Source organism: Cedecea neteri, from assembly GCF_000757825.1.
GTDB lineage: Bacteria > Pseudomonadota > Gammaproteobacteria > Enterobacterales > Enterobacteriaceae > Cedecea > Cedecea selenatireducens.
The window spans coordinates 149,198-170,146 of the sequence record NZ_CP009451.1 but is presented as its reverse complement, the minus strand read 5'-3'; the positions used below and the strand labels follow the sequence as shown (position 1 = coordinate 170,146).

21 protein-coding genes and 1 pseudogene are annotated in these 20,949 nt (G+C 55.3%); 3 read left to right on the top strand and 19 right to left on the bottom strand.

Annotation, left to right across the window (positions count from 1 at the left end; genetic code table 11):
- Positions 1-2 precede the first annotated feature (2 nt).
- The 5 genes and pseudogenes from JT31_RS22870 to patD all read right to left on the bottom strand — a co-directional run bounded on the left by JT31_RS22870 (position 3) and on the right by patD (position 4,875).
- Positions 3-1,630: pseudogene (locus tag JT31_RS22870) on the bottom strand (dipeptide ABC transporter ATP-binding protein).
- Positions 1,631-1,795: 165 nt separating this feature from the next.
- Positions 1,796-1,969: a GhoT/OrtT family toxin gene (locus tag JT31_RS22865; protein ID WP_071842913.1), complete on the bottom strand. Its 174-nt coding sequence runs from the start codon at positions 1,967-1,969 to the stop codon at positions 1,796-1,798.
- Between the two features lie 82 nt (positions 1,970-2,051).
- Positions 2,052-2,780: a YnfC family lipoprotein gene (locus JT31_RS00705; protein WP_038472187.1), complete on the bottom strand. Its 729-nt coding sequence runs from the start codon at positions 2,778-2,780 to the stop codon at positions 2,052-2,054.
- 147 nt (positions 2,781-2,927) lie between these two features.
- Positions 2,928-3,374, bottom strand: coding sequence for a peptidoglycan-binding protein LysM (gene lysM / locus JT31_RS00700; protein WP_038472185.1), 447 nt, complete (start codon positions 3,372-3,374; stop codon positions 2,928-2,930).
- 76 nt (positions 3,375-3,450) lie between these two features.
- Positions 3,451-4,875, bottom strand: coding sequence for an aminobutyraldehyde dehydrogenase (gene patD, locus JT31_RS00695; RefSeq protein ID WP_038472183.1), 1,425 nt, complete (start codon positions 4,873-4,875; stop codon positions 3,451-3,453).
- Between the two features lie 283 nt (positions 4,876-5,158).
- Here patD and JT31_RS22860 point away from each other — a divergent pair, with 283 nt between their 5' ends.
- Entirely contained in the window at positions 5,159-5,308 is a 150-nt protein-coding gene (locus JT31_RS22860; protein WP_375529468.1) for a TOBE domain-containing protein, read from the top strand.
- Positions 5,309-5,352: 44 nt separating this feature from the next.
- Here JT31_RS22860 and JT31_RS00685 read toward each other — a convergent pair whose 3' ends face one another.
- On the bottom strand, positions 5,353-6,144 hold the full coding sequence (locus JT31_RS00685; protein ID WP_038472182.1) for a polysaccharide lyase family 7 protein: 792 nt from the start codon (positions 6,142-6,144) through the stop codon (positions 5,353-5,355).
- A gap of 144 nt (positions 6,145-6,288) precedes the next feature.
- On the opposite strand from JT31_RS00685, the gene JT31_RS00680 reads away from it, so the two are divergent.
- Positions 6,289-7,161, top strand: coding sequence for an MBL fold metallo-hydrolase (locus JT31_RS00680; protein ID WP_038472179.1), 873 nt, complete (start codon positions 6,289-6,291; stop codon positions 7,159-7,161).
- A gap of 27 nt (positions 7,162-7,188) precedes the next feature.
- On the opposite strand, the gene JT31_RS00675 is transcribed toward JT31_RS00680, so the two are convergent.
- From JT31_RS00675 to JT31_RS00635, 9 genes are all read right to left on the bottom strand, one after another.
- Complete coding sequence (locus JT31_RS00675; RefSeq protein ID WP_038472178.1) at positions 7,189-7,719, bottom strand: GNAT family N-acetyltransferase; 531 nt, start codon at positions 7,717-7,719, stop codon at positions 7,189-7,191.
- Positions 7,706-9,136 (bottom strand): PLP-dependent aminotransferase family protein, encoded by a 1,431-nt coding sequence (locus tag JT31_RS00670; protein WP_038472176.1) that lies wholly within the window; start codon positions 9,134-9,136, stop codon positions 7,706-7,708. Before JT31_RS00670 ends, JT31_RS00675 begins: the two co-directional genes overlap by 14 nt.
- 131 nt (positions 9,137-9,267) lie before the next feature.
- Complete coding sequence (locus JT31_RS00665) at positions 9,268-10,575, bottom strand: ABC transporter substrate-binding protein (protein ID WP_162473300.1); 1,308 nt, start codon at positions 10,573-10,575, stop codon at positions 9,268-9,270.
- 7 nt (positions 10,576-10,582) lie between these two features.
- On the bottom strand, positions 10,583-11,656 hold the full coding sequence (locus tag JT31_RS00660) for an ABC transporter ATP-binding protein (RefSeq protein ID WP_038472172.1): 1,074 nt from the start codon (positions 11,654-11,656) through the stop codon (positions 10,583-10,585).
- Between the two features lie 5 nt (positions 11,657-11,661).
- Positions 11,662-12,486: a phosphodiesterase gene (locus tag JT31_RS00655; protein WP_038472170.1), complete on the bottom strand. Its 825-nt coding sequence runs from the start codon at positions 12,484-12,486 to the stop codon at positions 11,662-11,664.
- Positions 12,487-12,497: 11 nt separating this feature from the next.
- Positions 12,498-13,385 (bottom strand): carbohydrate ABC transporter permease, encoded by an 888-nt coding sequence (locus JT31_RS00650; protein WP_038472168.1) that lies wholly within the window; start codon positions 13,383-13,385, stop codon positions 12,498-12,500.
- The gene (locus JT31_RS00645) at positions 13,375-14,250 is read right to left on the bottom strand and encodes a carbohydrate ABC transporter permease (RefSeq protein ID WP_038472166.1); all 876 of its coding nucleotides are present in this window, start codon (positions 14,248-14,250) and stop codon (positions 13,375-13,377) included. Before JT31_RS00645 ends, JT31_RS00650 begins: the two co-directional genes overlap by 11 nt.
- A 181-nt stretch (positions 14,251-14,431) precedes the next feature.
- Positions 14,432-14,734, bottom strand: a complete 303-nt coding sequence (locus JT31_RS00640; protein ID WP_038472164.1) for a hypothetical protein — start codon at positions 14,732-14,734, stop codon at positions 14,432-14,434.
- Positions 14,735-14,980: 246 nt separating this feature from the next.
- On the bottom strand, positions 14,981-15,910 hold the full coding sequence (locus JT31_RS00635) for a PEP phosphonomutase (protein WP_081948143.1): 930 nt from the start codon (positions 15,908-15,910) through the stop codon (positions 14,981-14,983).
- Between the two features lie 217 nt (positions 15,911-16,127).
- On the opposite strand from JT31_RS00635, the gene JT31_RS00630 reads away from it, so the two are divergent.
- Complete coding sequence (locus JT31_RS00630) at positions 16,128-16,877, top strand: GntR family transcriptional regulator (RefSeq protein ID WP_038472162.1); 750 nt, start codon at positions 16,128-16,130, stop codon at positions 16,875-16,877.
- Positions 16,878-16,920: 43 nt separating this feature from the next.
- Here JT31_RS00630 and JT31_RS00625 read toward each other — a convergent pair whose 3' ends face one another.
- Genes JT31_RS00625 through JT31_RS00610 form a run of 4 tightly spaced genes read right to left on the bottom strand, consistent with a single transcriptional unit; the run spans position 16,921 to position 20,815 of the window.
- Entirely contained in the window at positions 16,921-17,736 is an 816-nt protein-coding gene (locus JT31_RS00625) for an ABC transporter permease (RefSeq protein ID WP_038472160.1), read from the bottom strand.
- Positions 17,733-18,566, bottom strand: coding sequence for an ABC transporter permease (locus JT31_RS00620; RefSeq protein WP_038472158.1), 834 nt, complete (start codon positions 18,564-18,566; stop codon positions 17,733-17,735). Before JT31_RS00620 ends, JT31_RS00625 begins: the two co-directional genes overlap by 4 nt.
- Positions 18,567-18,622: 56 nt before the next feature.
- Positions 18,623-19,762 carry an extracellular solute-binding protein gene (locus tag JT31_RS00615; RefSeq protein ID WP_038472157.1) on the bottom strand — a complete coding sequence of 380 codons (1,140 nt, stop codon included), beginning with the start codon at positions 19,760-19,762 and terminating at the stop codon, positions 18,623-18,625.
- Positions 19,763-19,789: 27 nt separating this feature from the next.
- Complete coding sequence (locus JT31_RS00610; RefSeq protein WP_038472155.1) at positions 19,790-20,815, bottom strand: ABC transporter ATP-binding protein; 1,026 nt, start codon at positions 20,813-20,815, stop codon at positions 19,790-19,792.
- Positions 20,816-20,949 lie beyond the last annotated feature (134 nt).

Here is a 20,949-nt window from a genome sequence, read left to right as displayed (position 1 = left end):
TGTCACCCCACCTTTCGCAGTTTCAGCGCCTGCTGAATATCCGGCGCGGCGGCAATCAGCTGCTTCGTGTATTCATGCTGCGGCCGATCGAGCACCTGCTTCGTGGCCCCGGTTTCTACTATTTCACCCCGATACAGCACCACAACCCGATCGCAGGCCTGGCGGACGGCGCCGAGGTCGTGGCTGATAAACAGAACGGTTAAGCCCAGGCGGTCACGCAGATCGGCGAGCAGCGCCAGGATCTGCCCTCGTACGGAGAGGTCCAGCGCCGAAACGGCCTCGTCGGCCACCAGCAGTTCAGGCTCAAGCGCCAGCGCGCGGGCGATGGCAATACGCTGACGCTGCCCGCCGGAGAAAGCCGCAGGCAAACGCCCTGCTGCACCGGCGTCCAGCCCGACAAGCTCCAGTAATTCATTCACCCGGCTTTGAATTTCCCCTGCTGGTCTTAATTTATGAACTCGCAGCGGTTCGGCAATCTGCTCGCCTACCGCCATTTTCGGATCCAGGCTGGCGTAAGGATCCTGGAAGATAATCTGCGCCCGGCGGCGCATCCCCAATTGCTGCTCACGGCTGGCGCGACGCACGTCCAGCCCATCAAAATAATGGTGCCGCTGTCTGCCGGAATTAAGCCTATTGCCGCCCTGCCCAGCGTGGTCTTGCCCGAACCTGACTCGCCAATCAGCCCGACGATCTCGCCCCGCTCAATTTCAAGACTGGTAGGCTTGAGCACGGTTTGCCGGCTGGCAGGGAAAAACGGCAGCGCATGCGCCTGGGGATAGCTTTTGGTCAGCTGCGACAGCTGTACCAGCGGTGAACGGGTCACGTCTTTGCGCCTGGCGGCCTGCGGTTCCGGCTGGGAAGCGGCAATCAGCCTGCGGGTATAGTCGGCCTGCGGATGGGTTAGCAGCGTTGGCACATCGCCCTGCTCAACAATATTGCCCTGATACAGCACGCAGGCGCGGTCCGCATAGCGGGCAACCACGCTTAAATCGTGGGTAATAAAGAGAATGCCCATCGCCATTTCCTGCTGCAACTCCTGCAGCAGGGCCAGGATTTGTGCCTGAATGGTGACGTCGAGCGCGGTGGTAGGCTCGTCGGCAATCAGCAGCGCGGGCTTGCAGCTAATGGCGCTGGCAATCATCACCCGCTGGCGCATGCCGCCGGAAAGCTGATGAATATACTGTTTTGCCCGCTGCGCCGGGTTCACAATTCCGACCCTGTCCAGCAGCGCGACCGCCTCACGATGCGCCTGCTTCCAGCTGAGTTTTTGGTGGCGAACCAGCACTTCTGCAATCTGCTCCCCCACCTTCAACACCGGATTCATGCTGCTCATCGGTTCCTGAAAAATCGTGGCAATCTGCTGCCCGCGAAGCTCGCGCGGATATTTTTGACCGACGGCCGACACGATCTGCCCGTTAAAAATAACCTCACCGCCCGTTTGCCGAACCCCAGTTGGAAGCAGCCCCATCACCGCCAGCGAGGTTAAGGTTTTCCCGGAGCCAGACTCCCCCACCAGCGCCACGATCTCCCGGCTTTCAACGCTGAACGATGCCTCCTGCACGAGGGGCTTTCCCTCGAGCGTACTGATGCAAAGCGAGTTAACGGCTAACAGCGGGTTTTGAGCGGCCATAAGGGTTCCAGACGAGAGCTAACATCGTGATTTTTGAGACTATAATATCTGCCCAGGCACCACAAGATGATTTGCTGATAGCTTATTCATTTGGTCTTGTTCCCGGGAGTTACCCGCACGCGTAATTCCGTCGGCAAGCTTTGACTTTCACGAAAGCCTGCTCGATCAGAACAGCGAGAACAATAGCGCGACCGGGAAGCTCATCGGCCAGGTCGCCCCGACAAGGACGGAGCAAAGCAGCTTAATACGTTTGGAGTCTTTGGCGAGCAGCCAGGTGATCCCGGCGCAGATTAACGACATTACGGCGTAAAAAACCAACATGTGTTGATAAAGCGTCATACAAAGCATTACTACTTGTTAAAAAATTTTGCAAAATATGCTCTTTTTTATGACGCAGATCAAGTTTAGAAACTTACTTTACTCAGTAATAGCTGACTGCCGTCGTCGCATGCTGATGCTGGGTTTGCTGCGTGTTTCCCAGGCCGGTGACCAGCGTTATGTCGCAGGCAACGGGCGTTAGTTGTTCGTCATAACGGCAGTGGCTTTCGGCGGTTAAAAACGCCACGCCCATCGTTTCGGTCACTAATTTGTAGTCGAAAGGCCGCTTTGCGGCATCTTCGTAGCTGACTTTGGTCTGCGAGGCCACTTTGTCATTCAGATAGAAATCCACCTGCTGAGGCAGCCCACTGGTGTTGTATTCATGATGAGCAATGCGCTGGCCGCCCGGCATGAAAAAGATCTCTTTCAGCAAGCCGTTCGGCCAATAGGCGTACTTCACCTCGCCAAGATCATCCTTTCTCTTTTGCACCAGGCATTTATCATTCAGCTTGAGGGATAAAGGTTTACCGTTCTGGGTGCCAATAAGCGCGTTCCCTTCACGGCGAAGCTGCAGGACCATTTTTTGCGCCGAATCCCTGATATCCAGGCTGGTAACGCACCCGGCACGGTCCACCACCAGTTTATTTTCATAGTTTATTTCGCCGGAGGGATGCTTCATCACGGTATGCATTTCGCGCACGTTTCCGGACGGGGCGTTAAAATCAAACATCGTTGCCAGGTTGGCGATGGCCGGGTTTCTTGTCGTCTGGGCATGGGAAAAAGGACTGAAAAGCAGCGTCATCCCCAGCAAAACATAACCTTTTAATGTCATACATCTTCCTTGAACGCAGGCAGAAATTGTCCGCCGTTTACGCGTGGATGCCGGGAGCTTTAATTAAGCAGAGGGTTAAAGAGGTTTTAGCGGAACACTTTACGCGATCTGCCAGACAAAACCCACCGAAGTGGGTTTGCAGGGCACTTACAGCTTAGGAATGATCAGCACCTGTCCGGGGTAAATTTTATCCGGGTGGCTTAGCATCGGTTTATTCGCTTCAAAGATAGTGTTGTACTTGTTGGCATCGCCGTAAACATGTTTAGAAATGGCGCTCAGCGTGTCGCCCGATTTCACCGTATAGTAAGTCGCCTCCTGCACCGCATCCGTTGCCTGAATATTGTTTTCCACGCTGCTGATACCGGCCACGTTACCGACCGCCACCTGAATTTTTTCTTTCAGCGCCTGGGTCAGCCCGTCCCCGCCGGAGATCACCGCTTTGCCGTTTTCAACGGTGACATTTACCTTTTCGGCACCGGGAATGCCGCTGTTTTTCAAATGCTCCTCAAGCTTGCTGCCCCGATCGTCTTCGTTTCCTTTCAGCGAGTCCCACAGTTTCGCACCCGCGTCTTTGACAAAATCAAATAATCCCATGGTTTTTCCTCCTGTTTACTGGTCCCAGTAAGCCTGGCAAAAACAGAGGAATCCGCCAGTCGCCCGTTTCAGCAGGTCAGTGTTTAATCATCACATGCCGAATCACGGTGTAATCCTCCAGCCCGTACAGCGACATATCTTTGCCGTAGCCGGAGAGCTTTTGCCCACCGTGCGGCATCTCACTGACCAGCATAAAGTGCGTGTTGACCCAGGTGCAGCCGTACTGCAGCCTCGCGCTCAGGCGATGCGCCCGGCCAACGTCCTGCGTCCATACCGAGGATGCCAGGCCGTAGCTGGAGTCATTGGCCCACTCAAGCACCTGCTGCTCATCGTCAAACTTTGTGACGCTGACCACCGGGCCAAACACCTCTTTTTGCACGATCGCATCGCCCTGCTTCGCACCGGCCAACAGCGTTGGCTGATAGTAATAACCGTCGCCTGCCACCTTGCTGCCGCCCGTCACCACGTTGATATGAGCCAAAGCTTTAGCGTCCTCCACGGCTTTGCTCACGCGTTCAAGATGTGCCTTTGAACTCAGCGGCCCCAGCTCAGTGCTTTCGTCCTCGGGCGGCCCATATTTGAGGCTGGCAACGGCTTTGCCAAGCTGCTCAACCAGCCTGTCGTAAATGCCGCTTTGGGCATAGATCCGACACGCGGCCGTGCAATCCTGCCCGGCATTGTAAAAACCGAACGTTCGCACGCCTTCGACCACCGCCTGCAGGTCCGCATCGTCAAACACGATAACCGGCGCTTTGCCACCCAGTTCCATGTGGGTGCGTTTAATCGACGGCGCGGTGTGGCTAATAATGTGTTCTCCAGTGGCGATAGAGCCGGTCAACGACACCATCCGCACTTTGTCATGCCCGGTCAGCACATCACCCACGGTTTGCCCACGCCCGAACAGCACGTTAATCACGCCCGCAGGGAAAATATCTTTTGCCAGCTCGGCGAGCTTAAACGCGGTAAGAGGCGTAATTTCGGAAGGTTTGATAACCACGCAGTTCCCGGCGGCTAGCGCCGGCGCCAGCTTCCAGGCGGCCATCATTAGCGGATAGTTCCAGGGCGCGATAGAAGCGACCACCCCTACAGGATCCCGACGGATCATCGAGGTGTGCCCGCTCAGATATTCCCCGGCGGCCAGGCCGCTCAGGCAGCGGCTTGCCCCGGCAAAAAAGCGGAAAACGTCGACAACGGCCGGGATCTCATCATTCAGCACGCAGTGGAAAGGTTTGCCGCAGTTTTGCGATTCAAGGCGCGCAAAGGCTTCACCGTGTTGCTCTATGGCATCGGCCAGCGCCAGAAGATGCTCCGCCCGCTCCTTCGGCGTCGTCTGCCCCCATTCGGCAAACGCTTTATCTGCCGCCAGCACGGCATCGTTGACCTGCTGAACAGTGGCTTCTGCCACCTCCAGCAGCAGCTGACCGGTTGCCGGATTGTAGACCGGTTGTTTTTCCCCGAGGCCATCCACAAGCTGGCCGTTAATCAATAACTGGCTTTGCATCCCGATCTCCTTTCTCGTTCTGATAATAAGGCCTGCAGCGGCGCATTAGCGTAAAAGGACTGAGTAAAAAGCATAGTTCCGGCGGTACGTCGCCTGCGACACAGCGTAGGGATTTTCACCAGGTTGTGATGCACTGCGCAGTAAGTCGGTGAAACGGCTTCGCTCTCTTTGGTATAACAGGCGGGATAGAAAATTAGGTATCTATTGAAAATTAATATGAAAAGAAAGCAGCGCGCCCTATGCTTTAGTCAGCCCTTTTATTAATTAATCGCCGGGAGGCACTGTGACCATTTCTGCCCGTAATCAGTTAACCGGCACCATCAGCAACGTCACGGCCGGCGCCGTCAACGACGAAATCGAATTAAGCCTGAACGGCGGCGGCAAGCTGGCGCTGGTGAAAGCCTCTTCGGTGCTGATTGCGTTGAAGAAGTAAAAATTACGCTTCCGGCAGCCCTTAGGCTGCCGGGTTTGACAAGCTTACCGATAGCGCACGTCAAGCTTACTGTAGGCTACCACCGCTTCTGAACCGTCCTTGTTTTTGTCCTGGTTGTAGTTCCCCGCCTTGAAGTAAAGCTGGATGTCTGCCCAACCCTGTTTCGGATAACTGAAGGTTTTGCTGACCGTTCGTCCTCCGGCGGTGGCTTCAACCGTTACTTTCATCCCGCTATCAGTGCCTTTGGCTTTAATGCTGTAGTCGATTTTTTCCTTAAGCCCCACGCCCGAAAGCAGCGTGGTGCGTTTCTCCGCGTCGCCGTAATTCTCTTTCACGCCCGCGACTATCGCGCCGTCCTCCCAGCGCAGCTTCAGCATTTCAGAGCCGCCGGGTTTGTCGCCGTGGATTTGCGCAAAAATGATCGACCGGGTGGCCGGGTTCTTCACAACAAACACCGAGCCGCTTTGCTGATTCTCAAAATCACTGCCGTTAACAAAATTATGGGTTGCCCGCAGCTCAACCCGGGGAAACTCACTGTGCGGCGTAGAGCCAAAACCTGACGGCGCCTTAAACATCATCGCCCCCGCCGGAATAGCAGAATCACAGCCTTTTGAACCGCCGCAGTTGCTGTAGAAGTACCGGTTATGTAGCTCCGGCGTTATCTTGACCTCGTTAGGTTTTTCACTGCCGTCAAAGGATTGCAGCAAATAGTCCTTTGTCAGCACCGGATAATTTTCCCCCGGCAAGTTCTGCCCGTTTTCAGCCCATGCGCTGGCGCTCAACGTCACCAAAAGCAGGCCTACCGGCACTGCGTAACCTACTGTTTTACCCTTCATCTTTTACCCCAACGCAAAATGTAAACCCGCCCGCTCAGCTAACCATTAATCAGCGTAGATGCTTTACTTAAAATCTGTTGCTGTGGCATTTCAGTGGTAACAATGGGTTTCCGGTTCTTAACCTGATGCATAAAGGGAATATTGATGATCAAAAAACTGCTCGTTTCGGCGCTGTTTGCAGCCAGCTACTCCGCCTTCGCGCTGGCGGATAACGCGGGTGCAGCGTTTAAAACTTTTCCGCTCGGCAAGCTTGAGGTCACGGCGCTGCACGATAAAAACAACGCCCTGCCTAACGATGGCAAAGTGATGGGCGTCGACGTGGGAGAAAAAGCAGTGGCCGAAGTGCTGTCTGCGGCGGGCGCCCCGACGGACAATATTAAGCTCAGCGTCGATGCACTGCTGGTCAAAGACGGCAGCAAAGTCATTTTGCTGGATACCGGGCTTGGCCCCAACGCTCAGGGGCAGCTGATTTCGAGCCTCGCAAAGGCGGGCTATAAGCCAGAACAGATTACCGATGTGCTGATCACCCACGTTCACGGCGACCATGTTGGTGGGCTGCTGACGGCGGGCGGCAAACCGGCGTTCCCCCACGCCACGGTGCAAATCTCCGCTCCGGACTGGGCCTGGCTGCAAACGTTGCCGAAGATGAAGGCGCTGGCGGAAGCTATCCAGCCGCAGGTGAAAACCTTTAAGCCTGGCGACCAGGTGCTGCCGGGGATTACCTCTGTACCGCTGCCGGGGCATACGCCGGGGCACGTTGGCTATCAGATTGTCTCCGGCAAGCAGCGTCTGTTAGATATTGGCGACTCGGCGCACAGCTCGATTGTGTCGCTGACGAAGCCGGAATGGGCGATTGCCTATGATAACGACCGCCAGGAAGGAATAGCCAACCGCAAAGCGCTGCTGGCGAAGCTGGCCGCCGATCGCGAGCTGATTTTTGCCCCGCACTTCCCGTTCCCTGGCGTCGGTCACATCGTGGCCAAAGGCGACCATTACGTCTTCCAGCCGACAGAGTAGCCGTGCTACAGGCCGGTTCGCCGGCTTTTAAACCTCCTGCCGGTGAATCTGATACCAGACATGCCGCCGCAGCGGATGCTCCGCCGGCACCATCGGATGGTCAAACTCACCGCATCGGCGCATGCCTGATTTTTCCATCACCCGCTGTGACGGCAGGTTCGGTAACGCGGTAAAAGCGACAATGCTTTCGAGGCTGTACTCTTCAAAACCCACGCGCAGCGCCTCTCTCGCAGCTTCTGGGGCATAGCCTTTTCCCCAGAACGCGCTACGAAGCCGCCAGCCGACCTCAACGCACGGGGAAAACGGCAGCTCGTACATCGGGCGATTTAAGCCCACAAATCCCGCCAGCTCGCCGCTGTGCCGTTCTTCCACCGCCCAAAAACCAAAGCCGTTTTGCGCCATACGCTCGCGAAATGCCTCCAGATAGTTACGGCTTTCTTCCGGCGTTAATGGCTGCAAGAAATAGCGCATGACTTCGGGATCAGCATTCATCTCAGCAAACGGCGCTGCATCGTCATCGCGCCACGGCCGCAGCAGCAATCTTTCAGTCTGGTACACCTTGAAACTCCTTAATTAAGGTCTTAATTAAACGTGACAACGTCACTGCCGCCTGATGTTCTCTGTCGCCCCACGCCCACGAGGCATTGAAGCGGAAGTAGTTGTCCCACGCGCGGCCGGTGGTGAACATTTTGCCCGGCGCGATGCTTATCTTGTGCGCCAGCGCCCGCTCGTTAAGCAGGCTGGCGTCCAGCCCTTCCGGCAGCTCGATCCACAGGAAATAGCCGCTTTCGCTGCGGTGGATTTTTACCTCCGGCGGGAAGAGATCGTTCAGCGTCTGCCACGCCTGCTGTTTCCGCTCGGCCAGCATCCTGCGCAGTTTTCGCAAATGCGTGTCATAGCGGCGGGTCGCGAGGAAATCGACCAACGCCAGCTGCATCGGCGAACTCGTCGATAAGGTGCTCATCAGCTGCAATTGCTGAATGCGGCGGGCGTGTTTTCCGGCTGCCACCCAGCCGATGCGAAACCCGGCCACCAGGCATTTCGAAAACGAAGAACAATGCAGGGTCATGCCCTGATTATCGTATGCCCGCGCAGGCAGCGGCCTTTCCCGGCCATAATAAAGCTCGCTGTAGACGTCGTCCTCAATCAGCGTGACGTTATGCGCCTGCAGCAGTTTCACCAGCTGCGCTTTTTTCTCCGGCGGCAGCGTCACCCCCAGCGGGTTCTGGCTGTTGGTCATTAGCCAACAGGCCTTGACCGGATATTCCGCCAGAGCCTGGGCCAGCGCGTCGAGATCGATTCCACTCACAGGGTCGGTTGCAACCGACAACGCTTTAAGCCGCAGGCGTTCCAGCGCCTGCAGCGCGCCGTAGAAACAAGGGTTTTCGACAATCACCCAGTCGCCCGGCTCGGTGACGGCCTGCAGGCTGAGATTGAGCGCCTCAAGCGCCCCTGCGGTTATCACAATCTCATCCGGGGAAACCTGCATTCCCTGCTGGGCATAGCGCTGGGCGATGGCGTGACGTAGGGCTTCGTTACCGGGCGGCAGGCTTTCAATCACGCTGATGGCGGTGGCAGTTTTGCTGACCGCGGACATCGAGCGGTTGAGCTGCTGGAGCGGGAAAAGACGCGGATCCGGAAACGCGGAGCCAAACGGCACCACCGAAGCATCCGTGCTCGCCTGCAGGACATCAAAAATATAGGTGTTGATATCGACGGTTTCGGCGCGGGTCACCTGCACCGCCGGCGGCGTGGTACGTGCCACGGGCCGGGGCGCAACGTAGTAGCCAGACTGTGGCCGGGCAACGATTGCCCCCTGGCTCTCAAGCATCTGGTAGGCGTGGCCGACGGTCATAAAGCTCATCCCGCTGTGGCCAACCTGCTCGCGCAGCGACGGCAAACGGTCGCCCGGCTGCCAGACGCCGAGGGCAATCTGATCGAGGATCTGCTGTGCCAGCTGCTGGTACTTTTTCATGCGCTGCTCCCTGTCTATATCACAGCGCTAAAAATACGCTGTTTTGTACAACTGTTATAGTCAGAAAGTGATTTTTTAACATGAGGGTAACGGGCGGAATAACCGCCCGTGGGGATGCGAACTAAAGTATTTTACTTCACCTCGGCCAGCGCCGTTTTCTCAACGTAAGGCTTCATCAGGCTATCTGCCGTTTGCTGCGCAGATTTCGCTGCGGCTTCCGGCGTCACTTTCTGATCGTTCACCACCGCCGCCAGCTGGTTTTCCATCGCCTGGCGCACGGCAACCGTTTCATAGGTCGAGTACCACGGATGGGCATATTGCAGCTGATCCAGCGCGATTTGCGCGCGAGGATCTTTCTGCAGGTACTCTTTCATTTCCGGCGTGTCATAAGAGGCTTTCAGCGGCGAGAAGTAGCCGGTGAAGCGGCTCCACGCGCCGTTAACCTGCGGGCTAACCAGATAAGTCAGGAACTGGTAAGCCGCTTTTTTCTGCGCATCGGAAATACCTTTGAAGCTCACAAGGCTCGCGCCGCCGATAGGCACCGCGCGCTGTTCCTGGGCGGGCATCATCGCCACTTCCATATCAAAGTCTTTGCTGTTTTCGCGCATAAAGCCCAGCGCGCCGGTGCTCAGCATCGCCATGCCCAGCTTGCCGCTAAAGAAGGCGGCGCTGATTTGTTTGGAGTTCAGCACGCCAGACGGCATCACTTTGTCGCGGTAAACCATATTCTGCCAGAAGCGCAGCGCGCCGATGGTGGTCGGTGAATCGTAATACACTTCGCCCGGATAGTTTTCGTTGAAGTAGTTGCCGCCGTTGGCGCGAACCAGCGAGGAGAAGATCCAGCCGCCGTAGTCGTCGTTGGTGGACGGCAGCATAATGCCCCACTGCCCTTTGCTGGCGTCGGTCAGCTTCTTCGCATCGGCCAGCATTTCGGCCCAGGTCTGCGGAGGCTGCTTGATACCCGCCTGGTCAAACATCGTTTTGTTGTAATAAAGAATTGGCGTGGAGTTATGAAACGGGATCGCGTAGGTGACGCCCATAACCTGGGCATTTTTATGCATCGCCGGCCAGAAGTCGTTCATCAGGAAATCACCCGCCTTGCGGGGGCCGTATTTAAACAGCTCGTCCATCGGCAGGATCTCGTCCTTCAGCGCCAGGTCGGTGGTGAAGTTGGCCGACATGATCACCAACGCCGGCGGCTGCCCGGCCTTCTGTGCGGATTCAGCTTTAATTTTGGTGGTGTCGTAGCTGCCGGTAAAAATCCCGCGCACCTCAACGTCCTGCTGCGAGTCGTTAAACGCTTTGATGACGCGCGTCATCTCCATCGTCAGCTTGCCGTCGACCGGCGCCGGGAACATAAAATCAATTTTCTCTTTTGCCAATGCCGCGCCGCTCACGGCCAGCGAACAGCAAACGGCAAGCGCCCGCCATTTATGCATCAGGGGGTTAAACATGGTCAATCTCCTGGTGTAAGTTGTGGTGAAGGTCTGTGTGGAAAAGGTGAATATCCGATGAGGAAAAACCGAGGGTGAGCGTATCGCCTTTTTCTGGTACCGCCCCGCGATGGCGGCGGGTGTAGCGTAACGTCCCCAGGTGTGTGCTGACATGGAGCAGGTAATCTGCGCCCATCAGTTCTCGTTGCAGCACCGTCGCGCTCAGCGTCAGGTGCCCTTCCTCTGGCCTGTCGGTAAGATGCTCAGGACGAATACCGAGCCAGACGCTCTTTTCCGCGCTCGCCGGAGACGGCAAAGGCAGGTTCAGCGTCGCGGGCAGGATGCGGCCGTCTTCACAGGGCAGAGAAACCAAATTCATTGCGGGCGAGCCGATAAAACCGGCAACAAACAGGTTGGCTGGCCGGGCATAGAGATGCTCCGGCTTGCCCACCTGCTGCACCACGCCCCCGTTCATCACCACAATACGGTCCGCCATCGACATGGCTTCCGTCTGGTCATGGGTGACGTAAATGGTGCTGGTTTTGAGCTGATGATGCAGCGCCATGATGCTGTCGCGCACTTCGGTACGCAGGCGAGCATCCAGGTTTGAGAGCGGCTCATCCATCAGGAACAGGCGTGGATTACGCACAATAGCTCTCGCCATCGCCACGCGTTGACGCTGCCCGCCGGAGAGTTTGGCCGGTTTGCGGTCGAGCAGTTCGCCGAGCTGTAGCATCGCGGCCACCTGCTCGAGACGAGGCTGCCAGCTGGCCTTGTCTTCTTTGCGGATCTTCATGCCAAACGTGATGTTGTCGCGCACGGTCAGGTGCGGAAACAGCGCATAGTTCTGGAAAATCATCGCGAAGTTGCGCTCGCGCGGCGACATCGAGGTGATGTTCTCGCCGTGGAGCCAAATCTCACCGCTGCTGACCTCTTCCAGCCCGGCCAGCATCCGTAACAGCGTACTTTTGCCGCAGCCGGAAGGCCCTACCAGCACCACAAATTCACCTTCTTCGATGCTGAGCGACAGCGCATTCAGCGCCGCTTTGCCTTCGAACTGCTTGCTTACGTGATTCAGTCTTAACATGGCCGTTAGCGCTCATCCGTCGGGCAGCTGATCGCCGCGTCATACAGCCACGGGCCTGCATAGTGAGCCAGCGAATGCTGGTAGCTCACCCACTGCTCACCCACCTGGCGGTGCATCAGGCAGGACGGCGGCGACAGATCGTAATACGGGCGGCTGTCTTCAAAGTGGTATGGCACCTGGTGCACCGTGCCTGGAATGGTGGCGATGGTCGCCTGTCGATATTGTGTCATTGTCAGGCAGTGGTTATGGCCGCAGAAAATACGCACCAGCGACGGGAAACGCGCCACTAATTCCAGCAGCAGATGGCCGTTTTCGCAGGCGATTTTGTCCATTTGCGCATTCCCCAGCGGCAGCGGAGGATGGTGCATAAACACAGCCGTTGGCCTGTCGCCGCCCGCCGTAAGCTGCGCCTCAAGCCAGGCTACGGTGTTGTCCGTCAGCCACCCTTTGGAGTGCCCCGCCAGGCTTGAGTCGATAAACAGCAGCCGGGTAGCGAAATCGTCCACCGCATAATGAATGTTTTGCGGATCGTGCCCCAGCTGCGGGCAAAGCGGGCGCAGGTACTCCAGGAAATGCGCTTTGTCGTCGTGGTTGCCGGGGATCAGATAAAGCGGCGACTTGATGGTGCCGAGCACCTGGCGAGCGACCTGGTACTCATCCGGGCGGCCGCAGTTGACGATGTCCCCGCTGACGATCACCGCGTCGGGGCGTTCGCGTAGCGCATTCAGCTGCGAGGCCACGTCGGCATTGCCGCCGTTAATATCGATAAAGCCGTACAGCTTCTGGTTCTGACTGCGGAAATGGGTGTCGGAAATATGGGCCAATAACATCACTCAACTCCTTACTTGATGCCTGAAAAACCAAAACTTCGCAGAAACTGCTTCTGGAAGGCGATAAAGGCGAGCATCAGCGGCAGGCAGACCATAATGGTGCCCGCGCTGATGGTGCCCCACTGGCCGCCGGACTCGGCGCCCATAGCAAACGAAACCAGGCCAACAGTCAGCACCTGTTTGTCCGGGTCGTTGAGCATCATCAGCGGCCACAGATATTCGTTCCAGTGGTAGGTAATGCTCACGGTGGCGAACGCCAGCACCGACGGCCAGCACATCGGCAACAGCACGCGGTACAGCACCTGCCACCAGCGGCAACCCTCCATCAGCGCGGCCTCCTCCAGCTCTTTCGGGATGGCGAGAAACGCCTGACGCATCAGGAACACGCCAAACGCAGAGGTGAAATAAGGCATCATCACCCCGGTCAGCGTGTTGAGCAGCCCCAGCGCTTTGAGCGTCATCATGTTCGGCACCATCATCACCACCGGCATGATCATCAGCTGCACCAGGAACAGCAGAAACAGCGTCTGTTTGCCGCGGAATTCATGGCAGGCGAAAACGTATCCGGCGGTGGTAATGGTGACGAGCTGCACGAAGAAAGTGCCGAAGCTAAAAATCAGCGTGTTGGCGTACAGGCTCAGCCAGTCGGCGCTCTGCCAGGCATCACGAAAGTTATCCAGCGTCAGCGGGAAACGCGGCAGCACGGAAGCCATGCCTTCGCTAAAGGTGCTGGCGCTAAAGGCCGAGGACAGCATCCAGAGAAACGGACTCACCCACAGCAACGCCAGGCAGCACATCAGCACTGTGAGGGTGATGCCCTTTGATTTACGCAGGCGCAACCACAGCGGCTGCGGCACGCTACGCGCGTTGACAACGGGTCCAGAAAACTCAACGCTCATGGTGGGCGCCCCTTTCCAGCAACTTGAGGTTAACGAACGAGAAGACAAACAGGCCGGCCAGCGTCAGGAAAGTGGCGGCGGAGGCTTTGCCCAAATCATGCGTGTCCCAGGCGAGACTCTGGATGTAATACAGCAGCACGGTCGTGGCGTTATCCGGCCCGCCGCGCGTCATTACCGCCACGTGGTCGATTTGCGTGATCGAATAGATAAGCGCGGTGGTAATGACAAAGCTCAACGTCGGGCGCAGCAGCGGCAGCGTGACCTTAAAGAACACCTGCGATGAGGTCGCGCCTTCCATGATCGCCGCTTCACGCGCCGAGGCGGGCAGGCTTTGTAACCCTGCGAGGAAAAACAGCATGTAATAACCGGCAAACTTCCACACGCCAATCAGCGCCAGCGCGTACAGCGCACTGTTGCTGCGCCCGAGCCAGTTGTTGTTCATCGGCCCAAACAGCTTCGCCAGGTAGTAATCCAGCATGCCCATGCCCGGCATAAAGATAAACAGCCACAGCGCCGCCGCGCTGACCATCGGGATAATCATCGGGAAAAAGAAGGCCGTGCGCAGCCAGCGGTTAATGCAGTGGTTTTCCCACAGCGCGACCGCCAACAGCAGCGCCAGGACAACGCCCGGAATGACGGTCAGCACGATATAAAACAGGTTATTCACCAGCGATTTCCAGAACACCGCGTCGGCGAACAGGCGCACATAATTACCTATGCCCACGTAAGCGCCAGCGTCGCCCGCCATACGCGTATCAAACAGGCTGTCGTACACGGAGCGCACCAGCGGAAACCAGGTGAATAGCAGTAAAAAGAGTAAAGACGGCGTGAGAATCAGCCAGGGAAGCCAGGGTCGTTTTGCCATTGTCCGAAAACCTGTCGGGGGTCAGAAGTCAGACAGTATGGGAGGGATTTATGGCAGAAACGTTACCGGGAAATGGCAGTTTGGCGGTATAGAAAACAGGCAGCGCTCCGGTGGGGAGATAACTGCCTGTCGCTCAAAGAGATTGTCTTTACAGGGATATATTCTTCAGGCAAGGAAAACGCTACTGCATTTGCGCCAGGCTGGCTTTTTTGCTCTTGCGGTTATAAAGGCACAGCTCTTTGCCCGGCACCGGGTTGCTGTTCTTAAACTTGTAGTTGCCTGAAATTACCACCGCCGAATAGCCAACGTCGTCGCCAAAATCGGTGCGCTTCCCTGCAATCTTTTTCTCCTGCAGCGCGCTGATGGCAAGGCAGCTTTTTTGCACGTCTTTGTCCAACTGCTGCCAGGCTGCCTCCGAAGAAGCCAGGCTGCTAAAGGTGGTGAGTAAGACAGGAATTGCCGCGAGTATAAATCGCTTTTTCATAGTGACCTCGAAACAAAGGAATACGTACATATCAGCGTCATCAGGCTGATAATCTATAGCAATATCAGCCCGGAATTATCTGTATTGTTGTTAACGCTTAGGTTCACTAGTGGTCTGCCTCGAAAACGAAAAACATCTCACGTCAAGTCTATTCTGTTGTTATCGACTGTGCTTTGTTGCGGCAATGAAGATATTCTGTTCGAACAACACTCATTAATCATTTTTATCGTCCTTGCTTAAGGAAAATCACCTATTAATTGACCGTGCAATTCTGGCATAGGTATGCCTTACCCCTCGAATCACTATACTGTAGGCAAGAATATTCTCCGGTAATGCTATTCCCATGTAACCCGTATCACCTACATGATGTAAATCGGCACCGGTCATTTTACTCATCAGTGCTATCTGGCGGATTGTTTGGACGTCAGAACCTTCTTGAGAGGTGCCTATCGCGGTCATTGCCAGTACGCCATGAGCATGAGCAGTATCAACCAGCGATGCTACGCGCTGCTGACTCATTCCTGATACCGTTCCCGGCGCAGGAATTAAAACTATATCGGCTCCCTGTGAGGCGAACCAGATAACATCCTCTTCGCTGACAATGCTACTACCGCTTTCTTGCACAACCCCCGCACCGTGCATTTTACCGGTGATAATCACAGCTTCGTCTTTAATTGCATCACGAATGTCTCTGACAGCCACTCCCAGAGCGCGATTACTGACGCCATTATTAGGATTTCCTGTCAATACAAGAATTTTTGCACCCATATCGACCAACTTACGGGCATTTTCCGCGGTTGCTGCGCGTCCAGGTTTCATTGTCCAGATATCGTCATGAGCGACTGAAAACTCAGGGTCAACGGCTTCAAGATTCACACCAATGACACGGCCTGTCAGACGCTGCAACTCATGAAGCATATCCATAGGTGCGATGTCTGTCGGCATTCCCTGAATCATGGGATTTTCACTGTCGAACATGTTAAGCAGTAAGATGTCTGCCCCCTGTGATGCCGCAAGTTCTGCATTTGTAACATTGTTCAGTAATGGCTGAGTAACGGCGATGGTTTCACTGACCATAACCCGGCCTTCGCTGGCGCGAATGGCATACAAGAATTCATTCTTATCCATTGATGAAAAATCGGAAGCACTGCAATCCAGTAAACGTTTTTTGATCATAACGATATTTCCCTCATAGAACCTTTAATTATACCAATGGTGAACCTATAAAGGACCTTACATTAAAATTACCTGTACCCCGCAGCTCCATTTGGTTATTTTGTGATCTGAGTTTATTTAAAGGTATTGTTCCGTCATTTTAAGGATGACAATTGCAGCCTGCTGGATCACAATTGGTTCACTCATCATAAACCAGACAGGAAATCCACTAAGTCTGATGAAGACATCTCCAGTACCGGAATTTCACCTTGATAAATCCAGTAGGCTGCCGCTCTATTTGCAGCTAGTTAATTCTATAAAATCTGCAATTACTGAGGCGCGTTTACATGCAGGTGATGTTCTGCCACCGGAACGAGAACTGGCAGAAATGATGGACATTGCGCGTGGAACGGTTCGTAAAGCCTTACTACAGCTGCTTAAAGAAGGTGTTCTTGTGCGCAATCAAGGAGTGGGTACATTTATTGCGCCACATATACGCCAGTCATTACCGCTGCTAGAGAGCTTTAGTGAGATGGCTACGGCCAGCGGAGGCCAGGCGCAAAGTGAACTGGTGGGATACCTGCGGCGACCATGCACACCGGATGAACATAGAATCTTGCAAATGAAACAGGATAGTGGCGAAGTCGTGGAGCTGACCAGAATCAGGAAGATCAACGGTATTACTGTTTCCCTTCAGATTGCAACTTTACCAGCTCAATTTTTGAACAACATCAGTGAGCTTAGTGAGTCTTTGTACTGGCATCTGGAAAGTAAGGGAGCGCCGATATTACGGGCAACCCAGCAATTCAGCGCAGCTGTGACGGACAGTAAACTGGCTCACTACCTGAATACAAATGAGCATGAGCCCGTTTTACTGGTTACGAGAACAGGTTTTACTCATAACGATCGGCCCGTTGAATATACCCAAACCTGGTGCCTTAGCGATTACTGCGATTTTACGATTGAGTTACATCGTAAAAATCCATAAATGCTCCCGCCCATACTGGGTAAATGCCAATATGAGCGGAAGTTCACTTGCCCATCTTCGACAGCATTTCCGGCCGCATGAATTTATGGATGACCAGCATAAACAGCAGCGAAGGCACCAGTAAAATCAATGCGGTAATGGACGACGCCTGGTAATTCCCTGACATGCTGGCGTTATACAGCAGCAGCGGCAGCGTGGTGATGTCCGGGGCGCCGACGAAGAAGGTGCCGGTAAATTCATCCAGCGACTCGAGGAACACGAAGATCCCGGCGGCCATGATCCCCGCAGACGCCTGCGGCAGCACGATATGCCAGAAGGTAAACAGCGGCCCGGCACCGAGATTGCGGGAGGCCCGCGCCTGCAGCGGATCGATAGCCGAAAACGCGGCCACGCAGATCCATATCGAATACATCAGGCCATGCACGCTGTGCACGAGCACCACGCCCGCCACGGTGCCGTTCAACCCCCACTGATAGAAAAGCCGGGCGATGTTCATATATACCGTCAGGTTTGGAAATGCCTGCGGAATCAAAAACAGCAGCATGAACATCACCCGCAGCGGCATTGCCCGGCGGGACAGCGCATAGCCTGCGGGAATAGAAATCAGCAGGCAAACCAGCACCGACAGCACGGCAATAAACACGCTGGTCAACAGCGAGCCGGACACATCGCTGTACGGGCTAAACACCTGATACCAGTACTTTAATCCCCACTGGCTCGGCAAGGTATGCGGGTAAAACCAGCTTTCCGCCACCGTCCAAATCAGCAGGTTCAGCAGCGGGCCGAACATCGCAAACAGCATAAAGGCCAGCAGCAGCGCCTGCAGCGGCAGGCCGAATCGTCCTTTCAACAGTTTCATGCCTCCCCTCCTTTCTGGCGCAGGCTGTGGCGCAGATAAAACCAGGACAGCGCCCCGCAAATCACTAACGAAATCACGCCCAGCGCATTAGCCACCGCGTAGTCACTGTAGGAGTTGACGCGGAACGCCATGTCCACGGTCAACATCGTTGGCGTCCCGGCGCCAATCATCAGCGGCACGGACAGAACGGACATCATCACCACCGTAGAAAGCACCAGCGCGACGCCAATGGCCGGCAGCACCTGGGGCAAAATAATATCGAACAGAATGCGCATGCGCGAAGCCCCTAAATTTCTGGCCGCCAGCACCTGCGAAGGCTCCAGCGCCGCCATCGCCCCGCAAATAAGCAAGGTCGCAAACGCCAGCTGCTTCCAGACAAAGGTAATGATGATCCCCTTCCAGCCGAGCCAGGAAATCGTGTCCAGCGGCTGCACAAGATCGCTGGCAACCAGCATGTTATTCATCAGGCCGTTTTTGGCGAGAAACGTGCGCATCATCTGTGCGGCAACGATAAACGGAATAAACAGCGGCAGCCGGTATAGCACGCCCAGCAGCCGGACAATCAGGCGACAGGCAGACAGCGTAATCACCGCAGAAATCGTAATCGACAGCACCGCCAGCAGCGCAACCGACACCAGCACGATGAAAACCGTAAACAAAATATCGTTCGAGTAAAGCGACAGCACTTTGGCAAAATGCTGCAGGGTCAGCGCTCCGGCGTCCGAGGTAAAAGCGGCAACCAGCGAAAATCCAAGCGGATAGAGAAACAGCACCACAATCATCAGCGCGGCGGGACTCACCAGCAGCAGATAGTTTAGCGAAACGCGCATAACAAACCTTAGCACTTAAGCGCGGTGCCCAGCCGGAGCCGGGCACCGGAAAAAGATTAGTTAGAAACCTGGCTTTCGTACCCTTCTTTGATGTCGTCAAAGTAAGGGGCTATCGGGAAGCTCTTGCCGTAATCGGCGAGCGCTTTCGGGGAGATCTCGGCGAATAGCTTGCTCCAGGTGGCGTCGTCCAGCTTCGGCTTGACGTACTGCGCGTCGATGCCCGGATACCAGTTAAACTGCTTCACGATCCCGTCGGCCTGCACTTCCGGGCTGGTTGCCAGCGCGATAAACTCACGCGCCAGTTCGGGCTGCGCTGCTTTAGCTGGCGTAACGTAGTACATCGGCTGCCCCGGCATTCCCGGCGAAAGCAAGGCCAGCTTGATGGACGGCGGCAGCTTGCCCTGATCTTTCCAGGTGTAGAACATATCCACCCAAACTGGCCCCATGGCGATCTCACCGCGCGTCAGCATGTCCAGCGTCCCGGCGTTACCCGGCGTAAAGGTCACGTTTTTATTAAACGCTTTCAGCTTCTCAAACGCCTGCGACCAGTTTTTCTCTACGCTCTTGTCATACGGCAAGGCGGATAAACGCCGGGCGTCGGTGCCGTAGGCGTAAATCCAGCCGACGACAAAGCTGACGCCGGACATGCCGTTTTTAATGCCGTTGTAGCCGAACGCCTGCGGGTGCTTCGCCGCCCACGCCACCAGCTCGTCGTAAGAGGCCGGCGGCGCTTTCATGGTTTCGCTGTTCCAGGCGATGGCCGTCTGGCTCAGGAACATCGGCATTACATAGCCGTCGACGTTCACGCCCAGCGCGTTTTTGGCGTTGTCCGCCGTGACCATGCTGCCCGTTTTGATCTGCTGACGATATTTCTCCAGCAGCCCTTTTTCCACCAGTTCACCGCCCGCCTTCTGGTGCACCACGGCCACGTCGATATCCCAGGTTTTCGCCCCGCTCTGCTGCTGTGCGCTCAGTTTTTCGATGATTTTATTCGAGCCTGCGTCCCCCGGCCCGGTGCCGACCACGCGCACTTTTACGCCCGGATGCGCGGCCTCAAACTTCGGCCCCAGCCAGGTTTTAACGTAATCCACCATATTTTGGTCACCCGCGGTGGCCACGTTTAAAACAGTTTCCGCCTGTGCGCCATAACTTAAAAACAGCGCCGTGACGGCGGCAAGTCTGGTTTTAGCAAACATAATTACCCCTCAGAGAAATAGAATGGTTCAAGCCGTATGGGACGAATTAAAAATATGTAGAGCGGACTCGGGCACGTGCAGCCTGACCGCAGAATTCAGCGGTAAATTATCGGTAGAATCAGCATGGAAAAGGCGCTCCCGGCAGCGAATTGCGTAACGGTAGTTGTGGCCAATAAAGGCATTTTGCTCAACTACGCCTTCCAGCGTTAATCCACTTTCTGGCGCCTCTTTATTTAAAGATGAGAGTGCAGCGTCTGAACTTCTGAAATAAATAACCTGTTGGTTATCATTTTTTAACGAAGATAACCCCAGGACTGTCATTTCTTCTGCCGTAATATGGTTATCGGCGCCCATAAAGTCGGCGACAAAAGGCGTGGCAGGCTGCTGATAAATTTCTTCCGGGGTCCCCGTTTGTTCTATTTGCCCGTTATTCAGCACCACGATGCGGTCAGCCATGACCAATGCTTCCTGCTGGTCGTGGGTCACAATCACCGAGGTAAAGCCGAGCTTTTTCTGTAGCTGCTTGATTTCATGGCGGACATTTAACCGCACCTTTGCGTCAAGGTTGGACAGCGGCTCATCCAGCACCAGCACGTCCGGCTCAATCGCTAACGCCCGTGCCAGCGCCACACGCTGCCGCTGCCCGCCGGAAAGCTCGGTGATTTTCGCTGTGGCAAGGCCGTTAAGATTCACCATCTGCAATAGCTCGAGCACCCTGGCCTGAATAGCGTCCCGTCGCCACTTACGCAGCTTTAAGCCGTAGCCAATATTTTGCTCTACCGTTAAATGCGGCCACAGCGCGTAGCTTTGAAAGACCATGGTGATATTGCGCTGTTCCGGTGGGCTTTGGGTTATTTCATTTCCGGCGACAACAATGCGGCCCTCTTTGACGGGAATAAACCCACACAAAGCGTTTAATAATGTCGTCTTTCCACAGCCGGACGGGCCAAGTAAAGCAATCATCTCGCCTTTATTCACGGCCAGATTAATATCTTTCAGCACCACCTTATCGCCATAATTAATTTTAAGGTGCGCCATTTGCAGGTAGCTCATAACGGTATCCGAAATGTCTGTTTACGTCTTTTTTGCCCTGAATGAACACGTGTTCATTTCGCTGTAAAAAAAATGAAACGCTAGTCAGAGATGATGTGCGCCTACTGTGGCCTGTCTTTGTGACACTTTAATTA